9 protein-coding genes are annotated in these 13,181 nt (G+C 34.5%); 6 read left to right on the top strand and 3 right to left on the bottom strand.

From position 1 onward, the window contains the following. Positions 1 to 366: 366 nt before the first annotated feature. From fsa to A9G17_RS02645, 3 genes are all read left to right on the top strand, one after another. The gene (gene fsa / locus A9G17_RS02655) at positions 367 to 1,029 is read left to right on the top strand and encodes a fructose-6-phosphate aldolase (protein ID WP_065737377.1); all 663 of its coding nucleotides are present in this window, start codon (positions 367 to 369) and stop codon (positions 1,027 to 1,029) included. Positions 1,030 to 1,223: 194 nt separating this feature from the next. Next, positions 1,224 to 2,021 (top strand): siderophore-interacting protein, encoded by a 798-nt coding sequence (locus A9G17_RS02650; protein ID WP_065737376.1) that lies wholly within the window; start codon positions 1,224 to 1,226, stop codon positions 2,019 to 2,021. 18 nt (positions 2,022 to 2,039) lie between these two features. Next, a complete protein-coding gene (locus A9G17_RS02645; RefSeq protein ID WP_065737375.1) occupies positions 2,040 to 2,627 on the top strand; it encodes an acyl carrier protein phosphodiesterase in 588 nt (195 codons plus the stop codon). A 69-nt stretch (positions 2,628 to 2,696) separates the two neighbouring features. On the opposite strand, the gene A9G17_RS02640 is transcribed toward A9G17_RS02645, so the two are convergent. Beyond that, entirely contained in the window at positions 2,697 to 4,784 is a 2,088-nt protein-coding gene (locus tag A9G17_RS02640; protein ID WP_065737374.1) for a 3-hydroxybutyrate oligomer hydrolase family protein, read from the bottom strand. Between the two features lie 110 nt (positions 4,785 to 4,894). Then, positions 4,895 to 5,809 (bottom strand): HTH-type transcriptional activator IlvY, encoded by a 915-nt coding sequence (ilvY, locus tag A9G17_RS02635; protein WP_065737373.1) that lies wholly within the window; start codon positions 5,807 to 5,809, stop codon positions 4,895 to 4,897. A gap of 206 nt (positions 5,810 to 6,015) precedes the next feature. Between ilvY and prfC the strand changes: the two genes are divergently transcribed. Beyond that, on the top strand, positions 6,016 to 7,608 hold the full coding sequence (gene prfC, locus A9G17_RS02630) for a peptide chain release factor 3 (RefSeq protein WP_065737372.1): 1,593 nt from the start codon (positions 6,016 to 6,018) through the stop codon (positions 7,606 to 7,608). An 80-nt stretch (positions 7,609 to 7,688) separates the two neighbouring features. On the opposite strand, the gene A9G17_RS02625 is transcribed toward prfC, so the two are convergent. Next, on the bottom strand, positions 7,689 to 8,849 hold the full coding sequence (locus tag A9G17_RS02625) for a hypothetical protein (RefSeq protein ID WP_065737371.1): 1,161 nt from the start codon (positions 8,847 to 8,849) through the stop codon (positions 7,689 to 7,691). A gap of 468 nt (positions 8,850 to 9,317) precedes the next feature. Between A9G17_RS02625 and ptrA the strand changes: the two genes are divergently transcribed. Continuing rightward, positions 9,318 to 12,191, top strand: coding sequence for a pitrilysin (gene ptrA / locus A9G17_RS02620; RefSeq protein WP_065737370.1), 2,874 nt, complete (start codon positions 9,318 to 9,320; stop codon positions 12,189 to 12,191). A 114-nt stretch (positions 12,192 to 12,305) separates the two neighbouring features. Further along, on the top strand, positions 12,306 to 13,178 hold the full coding sequence (locus A9G17_RS02615) for a helix-turn-helix domain-containing protein (protein ID WP_065737369.1): 873 nt from the start codon (positions 12,306 to 12,308) through the stop codon (positions 13,176 to 13,178). The last annotated feature ends 3 nt before the right edge of the window (positions 13,179 to 13,181 follow it).

Below are 13,181 nucleotides of genomic sequence, written 5' to 3'. Positions count from 1 at the left end.
AAATTATCCTGATTCAATCGCTGTTTTACCATTAGTTTTATAGATGAAATAAAACCACAATTTATCATGTTTTATTTCTATTTTATAGTGTTAATGTTTTCACTATTTAATCGAAAATATACACAACATTACAATTAATGACATTTAAAAATATAAACTTAGCATTGTTTCGATACCTATAGTAATTAACTCTCTTATTTTCTGATTATGTGATCAGACTCTCATTTTTATTTACAGCATACAAAAATCCAGTAAATGACAGATTCGTCTTCTAGGTTTTTGCTTAAATATTCTTTATTATCAAACTATTATTTATGTACTGCTTTTTTTATATAAAGATTAATTATCCAAGTTAGAGGGTTCAATATGGAATTATATTTAGATACAGCCGATATTGCGGCAATTAAGCGTTTAGCGCCCGTGTTACCAATTAATGGGGTAACAACCAACCCAAGTATTGTGGCAAAGTCAGGTAAAAATATTTTTGAGTTGTTAGATGAACTGCAAAATGTGTTAGGTCCCGATAAGTTGCTATTTGCACAAGTGCTGGCAAGTGATGCGCAAGGAATGATTAAAGAAGCCGAACAACTTAGAGAGGTCGTACCGTCAATTGTGACTAAAATTCCCGTTAATGCACAAGGTTTAATGGCTATTAAAGAGTTAACTCAACAGGGAATTACAACGTTAGGAACAGCAGTTTATGGTGCTGGGCAAGGATTTTTGGCGGCACTTGCTGGAGCAAAATATATAGCTCCCTATGTGAATCGTATTGATGCACAAGGTGGCAATAGCAAAGAAACGGTTTTAGAATTACAAAAATTGCTTGATTTGCATTGCCCTGAATCAGTGGTGTTAGCAGCAAGTTTTAGAACGCCAAGACAAGCATTAGATTGTATGTTAGCGGGTTGTAAAGCCATTACCTTGCCAGTTGATGTTGCCGAATTATTTATCTCTGACCCCGCAGTCGATGCGGCAGTAGCTAAGTTTGATCAAGATTGGTGTAGCGCATTTGGTTCATTAAAATATTAATTTTATCTTCTCGGCTATTTTTTAGGTTAAGTAATATTTTTATTTGCATCGGTGAAATCTGTTCCATTAAATTTAAATGAAACAAGTGAGTTTTATTTTTGGACTAAAAAATAGCGTTTTTTTTGATATTTTGCTGTATGATAATCCAACATCCAAAGGCAATAATATCCATAAAAAATTTAAGGAGTTAACTAATGACAGATAAACCCCAAAAATCCAAAAAACTTATTGTTAATGCGCTATTAACAGTATTAAAAGTTGAGAAGATTTCACCGAGCTTTATACGTGTGCAGTTTAGTAGTAATAAACCGTTTGATGTTGATTCTGCGTGGGTTTGTCCTCATGTTAAATTGCTTTTTCCTGAGCCTATTACAGGTGAAATTTTATTTCCTAAACTAGACGAAGATAATAAGATTGTGGTAAGTGATAAAGTTCGTCAATTGGCGCGCAGTTATAGTGTACGTGAATTTGATAGTGTGACTAATCAGTTGTTTATTGATTTTGCGATTCATGAAAGTGGTTTGGCGACTGTTTGGTCAAGACACGCTAAAGTTGGTGATCAGATTGGTTTGGTCGGTTCTGCTGGTAAACTGCCGTTCACAGATAATTGTTTGGTGTTGATGGGGGATATTTCAGCTGCACCAGCAATCTGTTATACGCTTGAACATTTACCTGAAAAACAAAAAGTTTATGCGTTTATTCTGGTTAATCATCCTAAAGATATTGTGCCACTACCAGATAATGAAAATGTGCAAGTTAATTGGTTAATCCAAAATAATACAAAACCTAATCAATTGGTCGATGTAGTAATAAATACTGAATTTGCCGAACAGGATAAACTTATGTTTTGGGGCGGAATGGAAAGTTCATTAGCTCAACAATTACGACGAGCATTGAAAGATAAATATACTCAGCTCGCACCAGAAGCGATTCATATTACGAGCTATTGGCGCGAGGGTTTTGCTGAAGGTGAGTTTAAACATCGTGACTAATCAATTATACTTGATTTTATGAATATTTTAGCGCATCTACATTTAGCTTCGCTAGTTAGTAGTTCATTAATTGGCAATACGGTAGCGGATTTTGTTAAAGGTGATCCTTATTTAACTTATCCTAACGATATTGCTGATGGAATTATGCTACATCGCAAAATCGATAGCATGACCGATAATCTGCCTGAAGTGAAACAAGCGAAATTATTGTTTCGCCAAACACATCGGCGTGTGGCGTCAATTGCATTGGATATCGTGTGGGATCACTTTTTATCAAAACAGTGGTTGACCTTTGGGGTTATGGGAACTGTTAGCGAATTTAATCAATATACCAAACAGCAAATTCAACCTTTTATTACTCAATATCCTATTGATTATCAAAATTTTATGCAAGCTATGTGGCAAAATGAGTGGCTAGAAAACTATGCCTCAATTGATTTTGTTGAAAAGGTATTAAATGGTATGGCAAAAAGGAGACCCAAACTCTTTTTATTAAAAGAAAACATCATCGATATTCGGCAAAATTATTCTGAGTTAAAAGCATTATTTGCTATTTTATATCCTAAAATACGCACAGCAGTGCTCTTATCTAAATTTACTTTATAAATATTTTAACTACCGGTATTAAGTCAGTTTAGAAACTTAACCCGATAGTTAAAGATGAATTCTTAATGATTAATTAGGAATAATCAGTTCGCCATTTTCTTTCTTGATGATATTGCTACTGTTAGGCGATTGTAATATTGGTACTAAATTTTGGGCAGTGGCATCAGGTGTAAATGCAATTTTTCCTGCACGAGGCTTAGCATGAATAACTTGGCTGTCAGGTAGCGTTGCATTGTTGGTTAAATTAGCCCACAACCACTCTATCGCATCCTCACCATAATAATCAATTGAGACGAGCGAATTATCAAATGGAGGTTTTCCTTCTAAATAACTACTATTTTTTACCTCAATATAACGTAATTGTGAATTGTTACCTTCCACTTGACTGTTTAACGCCACATAAGCGCGGGAAGTATAATCCGGTAGTTGTTTTACATTATTACGACCATGGATGATAAATGTTTTAATTCCATTTAAATTGGCTGAGGCGATAACTTGTTTCATACCTAACTCAACTTGAGGCTCTTTTAATTTGTTATATAAACAAATTGCTCCTTTGCTGTTGTAGTCAATTTCATCTTTATTATCGGAACTTGAATAGAAATCTCTTCTTGGTGAATATATATCTTCATCATTGACAAGGGCCAACACGGTTGATTCATCCCCTAACCATATCGGAAGTTGTCCATTTGCCAATCCCCATAATTGCTGGAAATCTATTTCTGATAAAGGTTCAACTTTACCTATATAAAGGAGTGGATTTTTTTGGGTGCTTGCAACTGAATAATTACACATTTTTTCCATAATGTCATAATGACCATAGGCACTAATATATTGATAAGGTAAGCCTATTGTTTCTTTAAAATAAAAATATGGAAGTTGCCTCTCCATTTCGGGTGTCCAACCATATTGATGCAATTTTTCAAGCGCTTCTTTTGGAGTCCCATGAATTAATAATTGTGCCTTTTTTAATGCATTACAACGATTTTGCGCATAGGTATAATTATCAGCAAAAGGTAAATTAATATCTTTATTATTATTAATAATCGCTGGAACGGCGCAAGGTATATATAATGATGCATAAGCGCTATATTCCGCTATTGAACGATACTCAATTTTTGTCGGCGGTTTTTTTCCGAGTTTAACCGTTACTGGTATCGTTTCTGAGTAAGGTGCAATTTGTGGATTAACTGCAACAATACCTTTTATCGTATTATTTTTATCTAACTCGCCTGCTTTTAAAGCGGCTCCTGCGCCATCAGTTGCACCATAAACTAATACTAACGTATTATCTTTATCAAATATGACCTTTTTAGTCGGTGAAAATTGAGTATTGATTTGGTAAAAAGCAAACTCAATGGATTTTAAAACAAATTCTCCCCAACGTTCTTCAGAATTCTGTTTTGAGTGCAGTTGTTTTATTGCATAGCGATTAGGGTAGGTTTTTACATATTGTTCTCTATTTTCTATTTTTGGTTTAAACAGTAAATTGTCTGTTTGTACCTTGCCATTGATCGCATAACCACGTTGATTGGTTATATCATAAATACCATTCCCTAAACCCTTATCATTATAAACGACAGCACAGTTATGACGAAGTCCCCATAATCCTCGAATTTGTACATCATATGCATTAAATAACCCATCAGAATCAGTTGATGGTACTGCAACAATACATGGTTTATTTTTATCAAAATCCAATGGGATTTGTACTAATAACCCCACACTCTCATCGTTATTTTTAAAGGTTGCTAATATTTCAGTACCAGCTATTTTGCCATCAAACATAGGAGTAAGATTTTTTCTTTGAAAACCAAAAAATGTCCCTTCTCCTGTTTTGGTATCAATAAAACGATTCAATTTTAGTTGTCTAAGTTCTTGTGGGGTTGGTTTGGCAGGGTCAGCAATGGTTGGTTTAATCACGAGTGTTGATAAAGGCGTAAATCCCAACCCAGCTGTTACTAAGTCATCGGTATCTCCGTCATAGTAGGTCGAACTTTCAATTGTTATCCCGGTTGGATACTGGATGAGATTCATCTCTTCACGAGATATACTTAATCTTGAATCATTTTTAGCTTGAGCTGCAAAAGAAATGATAACGGTCGTAACACATATTAACGATACCAATGCTTTTATTTTTATATTTTTAATTCTCATTGCAAGTATTTCCTTTCTTAACAACCAAATTATTTTAGGTAGAGCTATCTAGGTGTGCATTTGGTTGTTTAAATAAAATTATCTCTATTTTTTTATTTGGTGAATAAATATTATATTTTATTTTTTTGATTATTGGGTAGATTAAGAACACAAAGTGTCCAAAATGCCGAGATGATCCTTTCGGACAATCGTCTTTTTTGCACGCAGATGCCCACATCAAAGGGTTCCATTAAATTGGTTGACCATTCGGTTATTCGCTCTCTGATTCTTTCAGGACTGTTTTCCATTACTACTTTAGGTAACAATGCTACGCCACATCCTAATGCGACCATTGAAACGATTGCTTCGTGCCCAGCAACAGTGGCATAAATTTTTGGACTGGTTATTTTTTGTTGTTTAAACCAAAGATCAATTCGGTGTCGGCTTGGTCCATGCTCAGGTAAAATAAAAGGGATATTATGCCAATCGGGCTGTTTTTGATGAAGTTTATCACTAAATGAACTGTTAAGCTTTGGTATTAATAGTACCATTTCAATTTCACCAAATTTTAAGAATTCAACGCCGGCTGGTAATTGTTTGGGTTTACCGGCAATGGCTAAATCAGCAAGGTTTGATTGTACTTTCTCAACGGCATCGGCCGCATCGCCTGTAGAGAGCTTAATTTCAATCTGAGGATAATGAATACGGAATCTATCCAGTATTTCAGGTAGATGGCTATAAGCAGCTGTAACCGAACAAAAAAGGGTAAGTTCACCGACTAATTGCTGATCTGATTGATCTAAATCTTGTCTAACTTGTTGATGTAGATTCACAACTTGTTGAGCAAAGCGCTTTACTTTTTCACCTTCCGATGTAATTTGTACTTGGCGATTATCTCGAATAAATAGAGTATGACCAAAATGCTCTTCCATTCGTTGGATCTGTCTGGATAACGTTGATGGACTTACGTGCATAGCATCGGCTGTCATTCCAAAATGACAAGTTTCACATAAATGTAAATACAACTTTAGATCACGGATATTCATAACAAGTTCCATTTTTATACTGAAACGTTAGTGTAATCTGAAACTTCTTGTCAAAAAGACAAATAACAGCTAACAATATTTAATGTAAACATTATGCATAGATACACAAATAAGGCAAATAGCATCGTTTATAACATCAATGGCAAAACAGTTAGATACCTGTTAAAATACGCGATTATTTTGTATAGATTAAAACAGTTAATTTTATGACAGAACAAGCTTATTTAGATGAAGTGAATGCACGTCGCACTTTTGCTATCATCTCGCATCCCGATGCTGGTAAAACAACCATTACTGAAAAAGTACTATTATTTGGACAGGCGATTCAAACAGCGGGTACCGTTAAAGGTCGTGGCGCCAATGCCCAACATGCCAAATCTGACTGGATGGAGATGGAAAAACAGCGTGGTATTTCGATCACTACTTCCGTTATGCAGTTTCCTTATAACAATTGTTTAGTTAACTTACTCGATACTCCTGGGCATGAAGACTTCTCAGAAGATACTTACCGTACTTTAACCGCAGTAGATAGTTGCTTAATGGTTATTGACGCGGCAAAAGGGGTCGAAGATCGTACTCGCAAATTGATGGAAGTTACCCGTTTGCGTACGACACCAATATTAACCTTTATGAATAAACTTGACCGTGATATTCGTGATCCAATGGAGTTGCTTGATGAAGTTGAAAATGAGCTTAATATCATGTGTGCGCCTATCACATGGCCAATTGGTTGCGGTAAGCTGTTTAAAGGTGTTTATCATTTAGCTAAGGACGAAACGTACTTATATCAATCAGGCAAAGGTCATACCATTCAAGAAGTGCGAATAATTAAAGGTCTAACAAATCCTGATTTAGATGCTGCTGTGGGAGATGATTTAGCACAACAACTGCGTGAAGAATTAGAATTAGTGCAAGGTGCATCAAATGAATTTGATTTAGAAGCGTTTTTATCAGGCGATTTAACCCCAGTGTTTTTTGGTACTGCATTAGGCAATTTTGGCGTCGATCATATGCTGGATGGTTTAACTGCTTGGGCTCCGACCCCGCAACCTCGTCAAACTGATAAACGTCAAGTTGAATCATCAGAAGAGAAATTCAGTGGTTTTGTATTTAAAATCCAAGCCAATATGGATCCAAAACATCGTGACCGTGTGGCATTTATGCGCATTGTTTCGGGTAAATACGAAAAAGGGATGAAGTTGCGTCATGTTCGTTTGGCTAAAGATGTAAATATTTCTGATGCATTAACCTTTATGGCTGGCGATCGGGAGCAAGTTGAAGAAGCTTACGCTGGCGATATTATTGGTTTACACAATCATGGCACAATTCAAATTGGTGATACTTTTACCCAAGGTGAAGATTTTAAATTTACAGGTATTCCTAATTTTGCACCAGAACTGTTCCGTCGTATTCGTTTAAAAGATCCTCTTAAGCAAAAACAGCTATTAAAAGGGTTAGTTCAGTTGTCAGAAGAGGGGGCTGTACAAGTATTTCGCCCAATCACCAACAACGATTTAATTGTTGGAGCGGTTGGGGTACTTCAATTTGATGTGGTGGTAGCTCGATTGAAATCGGAATATAACGTTGAGGCAATTTATGAGCCAGTTAATGTCACTACAGCGCGTTGGGTTGAGTGCAGTGATGTGAAAAAACTTGAAGAGTTCAAACGCAAATGCGAGCAAAACTTAGCATTAGATGGCGGCGATAACTTATCTTATATTGCGCCAAGTATGGTGAATCTGAATTTAACCCAAGAGCGATATCCTGACGTTGAATTTAGAAAAACACGTGAACATTAATCATTTTTTATGAGTACATGTACCGATAGTTAAAGAGCTGGTTTGCCAGCTCTTTTGCTTTGTTTAAAAGGCGTTTATCGTTATAAAGCAAGACCATGTAGAGCAATGCCGTCAAAATAACGCCATTGCGTTAAGTCATTTTGCAGTAAACGTACCGTTTCAAATAACCTTTTTTCATCCCCCATAAAACTAATTTCATTATTTGCTGTTCTTGGCGATAAGTGTGAAGAGTAAGTATGAACTTCATTATCGCCAATTGAATTATCTTTATTGGGTAAAATAACATTGTTATCATTGAATGCAAGTTTTTCTATCTTGTCATTAATCCTACTTGAAATGTTAAATTTATCAACTTCATCCTCAATTAGACCATTTTCAAGCGCAATAATAATTTTTTGTTCGTTTTTATCACCCCAAGTTAACCATTCCGCACTAATATTATAAATTTGAGTGTAATTGGTACGGTAAGCCATAATAATATATTTTGAGGTATAGGATTTAATGCTTTTTACAGTTTGTTCACCATTGTCTATATAGAGTAACCAAAAAGGGATAACGACCTCAATTTTATCTCCCCATGATTGACTGAGCATCTTTATGGCATTAATCCAAAGTTTCCAAATATGATTGGCGTCTTGATTGTATTCATCTAATATATAAGGTTCGATATCATATTGAATACCAGCAAGACTAGGTTTATTTTTACGCATAGAACAAAACTGTTTGATTATTTTATTACGTTCAATGGCATTTTTTAAACCTGAATCAATGACCATATCGGGTGACCCTTCTATCGCAATGATTTTTATTCGATTTTTATAGGCTATATCGAGCAGTTGGTTTAACTGATCTATATATTTTATTGTTTTATTTTCAATTTCTAATTGAAGATAGATTTGATTTATCCCTTTTGACTTTATTTTGGCTATAAATTGTTTTGGTGAAGTATTCCAAGTATGCGCTTCCCAGTTCCACATACCAAGATTAAGTGATTTTTTGGTACTTTTTGGATTATTGGTGGCAAAAGATTGGGTCGTTATTGTTTGATTATCACAGGATGTATTATCATTTTGTATTGAATCAGATATTTCAGTTGCAGTGGTTGATCTAACTTCATCGTTGTTATCGTAGCTAGAAGAAACGATATTGTAATTTTGTTCTTGTGTGGTGGAAATTGAGGTAAACGTCTCGTTTTTTGTTTCACTTGAAACTTCTTTTTTTTTCTTATTGATATGAACCATTATTCGATTGCTCCTTTAACATGTTATAAGTACCATTTGGAGTTTTATATAAACCAATCATAGTACAGATGAAATCAATATAGGGAGTGTTTGAAATAGAATTGAACGAAGTACTCCCTTCCTTTTTGAATCAATGCATTTTCGATAAAAATCTAAACTACTTTAAATCAATTGGAGCTACTACATAATTATGTTAATTTGGACTGATAATAATTTTGATACTGATAATGACGTATCATTTTTGTGACATAAAATTGTAAACAATTTATAAAATTAAAGAACTGACTGTGTAATTGTTAAGATTACTTATCCAACGGTAGTAACTGAATTATAGTATGATTTTTCAACAAAAGATATTTATCACTGGTCATTTTTTGTAAAGAAACTTTAACATTCAAACATTGTGTTTTTCTCCCTAATTCATTAAAAAAAGACTATAATGTTATTTTTTTGTTAGGCGAAGATTATATGGATAAGATAAAAATTATTTTTTTTATAGTATCAGTATTTTTAATTTTTAATTCATCTTTTGCAATTGAAAACAAAATTTCCTTCCCTGTGCTTTTAGAAAAGATACAACAAAGTGATCGCGATAAACGCCAATATGAGGTAATTGAATTGGCAAATCAGATGCGCGTACTGTTGGTTTCCGATCCTAAAGCGGCAAAATCGTTAGGATCTTTAGCATTACCAGTAGGTTCACTGCAAGATCCCAAAGATCAGCAAGGATTAGCTCATTACACTGAACATATGGTACTGATGGGATCGAAAAAGTACCCTGAACCCTCAAGTTTCTCCGAATTTTTAAACCGCCATGCAGGAAGTTATAATGCCAGTACTGCTGCGCATCGCACCGCTTTTTATTTTGAAGTTGAAAACAGTGCGTTAGATACTGCGATAGATTATTTAGCCGATGCGATAGCGGAACCTAAATTAGATTCTAATTTTGCAGATAAAGAACGCAATGCGGTTAATGCTGAAATGACTATGGCGAGATCAACCGATGGTTTTAGAATAAGGCAAGTTAATGCAGAAACCATTAATTCTGATCATCCAGCAGCACAATTTGCAGGTGGTAACTTAGAAACATTAAGTGATAAACCAACGAGTAAACTTCAAGATGCTTTAGTGGCTTTTCATAAAGATTATTATTCATCCAATATTATGGTAGGGGTGATTTATAGTAATCAACCTATCAATAAATTGGCAAAATTAGCTGAAACAACCTTCGGCAAAATCCCGAACAAAAATATTACTGCTCCAAAAGTGGATAAATCCGCATTAACGCCAAATGTACTCAGTAAACAAATTGCTATGGTGCCGGCCCAGCCCAAAAAAATGCTGTTTTTACAATTTCCAATGGAAAATAATTTAGCTAAATTTGCCGATAAAACAGATGAATATATCAATTATTTGATCAGCAATAGCAGTCAAAATACTTTATCAGACCAATTGAAAAAACAAGGTTTAATTGAAGGCATAAGCTCAACTTATGATTCTATTCGTTACGGTAATAGTGGTACGTTTAGTATAAATGTGAGTTTAACTGATGAAGGTCTTGCTCAAAAAGATAAAGTAATTGGTGCTATTTTCAATTATTTACATTTAATCCAAAAGCAAGGTGTTTCAGATGCCTATTATGAAGAACTCAGAAAAGTTTTAGCATTACAATTTAAGTATGAAGATGTAGAACGGGATATGTCTTATGTAGAATGGCTATCTGATCAAATGTTGTTATATCCAGTGCAAAACGTTTTAAATTCCGATTATGTTGCCACGAATTTTGATAAAGCGGCAATAATTGCTCGTTTAAAAAGTTTAACGCCTGATAATATTCGAGTTTGGGTGATTTCACCAGATCAAACTACTGATAAAACTGCTTATTTTGTCGAAGCACCTTATAAAATTGAAAATATCACCAGCGAACGAAAAGCCAGCTGGTCAACATTGGGTAAAAGTTTTACTTTCACGTTGCCGGAATTAAATCCTTATATCCCAGATGATTTCTCAATAGCAAAACAAAATTATGATCAAGCTCAACCAACCGAGCTTAGTAAGCGTGGTAATCATATCCATTTTGTTAGTCAATATTTTAAAGATGAACCTAAAGCTGCTATTGTGGTTTCATTGCGTAACAATCAAGCTTTCGACTCAGCCAAAGCAGATGTCGAATTTGAATTACTTGACTATATTGCAAACCGAAGTTTAAGTAATTTACAATTTCAAGCTGCGGTAGCGGGGATTTCGTTATCCACTCAAAGTGATAATGGTTTAATGATCTCAGCAAGTGGTTTTAGCCAACATTTACCAAAAATGGTTACATCAATTCTTGATAGTTATCGCAATGTAACAATTGATGAACAAACTTTAGCTTTAGCAAAATCTTGGTATCTGCAAAAACTTGATAATGCCGATCATGCGAAAAGTTACTGGCTAGCTGTCCAACCAATTAATGCGTTATCGGTGTTACCTCATTATTATGAAAGAGATGAGCGACGCCAAATTACTGCTAATATTACCATTGAAGATATTGTCAATTATCGTGATAACTTACTTTCTCGCTCTGTTCCATACATGATTAGTTTGGGCAATTTATCTAACGAGGACTCTTTAGATCTTTATCACTCAATCCAAAAAACGTTAGTAAGGGATGTTGAATATACACCGAATGAAAATATTAATATCAAAAATTCACTGGATGCCAAAATTACTCAACAAGCTAAGAGTACTGATAATGCTTTAATAATGGGGTATATTCCAACAGGCTATGATAGGATTAGTGGTGGGATGTTGAGTTATACCTTGACTAAAATCATATCCCCATGGTTTTATGATCAAATACGTACTAATGAACAATTAGGTTATGCGGTATTTGCAGCTCCTATGACAATAGGGGATTCCATAGGAATGAGCTTTATCGTACAAAGTAACCAGTATGATCCAGCTTATTTATTTAAACGTTATAAAGAATTTTATCCTGTAATATCAAGTAAATTGCATGCATTATCTAAAGATGATATAAACCAATATAAAAAAGCGGTACTTGATGAATTAACTATGCCACCGCAAACTTTAGATGAAGAATTAAGCCGTTATTTACCTGATTATCGCAATAACCGTTTAACGTTTGATTCGTTAAGAAAAAAAATTGAGCAAGTGAAGAAAATCACCAAGCAAGATCTTATTGATTTTTATCACCGCTCCGTTATGGAACCAAAAGGCTTGGTGTTAGTGTCACAAGTTTTAGGTAAACGCGAAGCTGATGCAAAACAACCTGAAGCCATTTCAGAATTTACTGAATATAAAAATGTAACATCTTTACAAAAAGTTCTATTAAACTAATTTGTGTTTTAAAAATAAACATAAAAACGGGTTAAGCCTGAAAGATATTCACAAAAATTGGCATTGTTATCACCATGTGATACACTGCCAAAATCCCAATGTTTTGAGTGTATTATGATTACTGGAACGATTGATTATTGTGCTATAGGTCAGCGATTGCGCGCATATCGAATTGCGGCTTCGCTAAAAGCGGAAGATGTTGCAAAAAATCTTAAAATTTCTCGAGCAGCTGTCTATCGGTTAGAGAAAGGTGAAATTGTTAAAATAGAAACTTTAGAGCGGTTGGCCTCTTTACTCAATACTTCTTTTGCGAGTTTGCTTGGAATCGATACTGAATATTATTCAAGTGGTGAAGGATTTTTTGAAAGAATGCGACAACTTGAAGAGCAATCAACTCATATTTATTCTCATTTCGATCCTTTCTCATTTTTATTAACTTCACCAAACTATCTTAACCATTTAGCTATGATGCTAGCAGAGTCTAGCGAGTCAATCGATCCGCAAAAATATGCAATGATTTTGTCAATTTTAAGACACCGTAAAACACAGTTTTACCAATCAATTCCTAAGGTTATTAATTTAATTAGCTTACGTAATGTTGAACGTTTTTTACATATCGGCTTAGTAGGCAACTTAACTATTTCGCCAGGTAAAAAGTCTGAAAGAATGCTGCTTGCTCGTAAAGAAGTTTATCATTTGATTGAACTTATTGAGCAACAATCTTATGCGCCAACCATTGCTATCACACAAGAAGCTATTCCATCAATTGCCTTTCAAATTTTTTATCAAAATGGTGAGCCAATTTCACTTGCAATGAGTCCTTTTCGTTTGGGTGAATTGCCAAATGTAACGACGGGTATTGCTTCAATTACTTCTTCGCATGATGCCATTAAACATCATCGTTCGTTATTTGATAAATTATGGCAAAATAGTGCCAAAGATGAGCATGCAATTGATTTGCTAAAAACAACATTAGATAAATTCTAAAGA

The sequence above is a fragment of the Gilliamella sp. wkB7 genome, assembly GCF_001693435.1.
Classification (GTDB): Bacteria; Pseudomonadota; Gammaproteobacteria; order Enterobacterales; family Orbaceae; genus Gilliamella; species Gilliamella apicola_N.
The sequence above is the reverse complement of the archived record's forward strand: the minus strand, read 5'-3'. Positions and strand labels throughout refer to the sequence as shown.

What these genes read in the sequence shown, in the direction of transcription:
- A9G17_RS02625 (WP_065737371.1), bottom strand. Translation starts at nt 8,849, where the DNA reads ATGGTTCATATCAATAAGAAAAAAAAAGAAGTTTCAAGTGAAACAAAA.
- prfC (WP_065737372.1), top strand. Translation starts at nt 6,016, where the DNA reads ATGACAGAACAAGCTTATTTAGATGAAGTGAATGCACGTCGCACTTTT.
- A9G17_RS02615 (WP_065737369.1), top strand. Translation starts at nt 12,306, where the DNA reads ATGATTACTGGAACGATTGATTATTGTGCTATAGGTCAGCGATTGCGC.
- A9G17_RS02650 (WP_065737376.1), top strand. Translation starts at nt 1,224, where the DNA reads ATGACAGATAAACCCCAAAAATCCAAAAAACTTATTGTTAATGCGCTA.
- ilvY (WP_065737373.1), bottom strand. Translation starts at nt 5,809, where the DNA reads ATGAATATCCGTGATCTAAAGTTGTATTTACATTTATGTGAAACTTGT.
- A9G17_RS02645 (WP_065737375.1), top strand. Translation starts at nt 2,040, where the DNA reads ATGAATATTTTAGCGCATCTACATTTAGCTTCGCTAGTTAGTAGTTCA.
- ptrA (WP_065737370.1), top strand. Translation starts at nt 9,318, where the DNA reads ATGGATAAGATAAAAATTATTTTTTTTATAGTATCAGTATTTTTAATT.
- A9G17_RS02640 (WP_065737374.1), bottom strand. Translation starts at nt 4,784, where the DNA reads ATGAGAATTAAAAATATAAAAATAAAAGCATTGGTATCGTTAATATGT.
- fsa (WP_065737377.1), top strand. Translation starts at nt 367, where the DNA reads ATGGAATTATATTTAGATACAGCCGATATTGCGGCAATTAAGCGTTTA.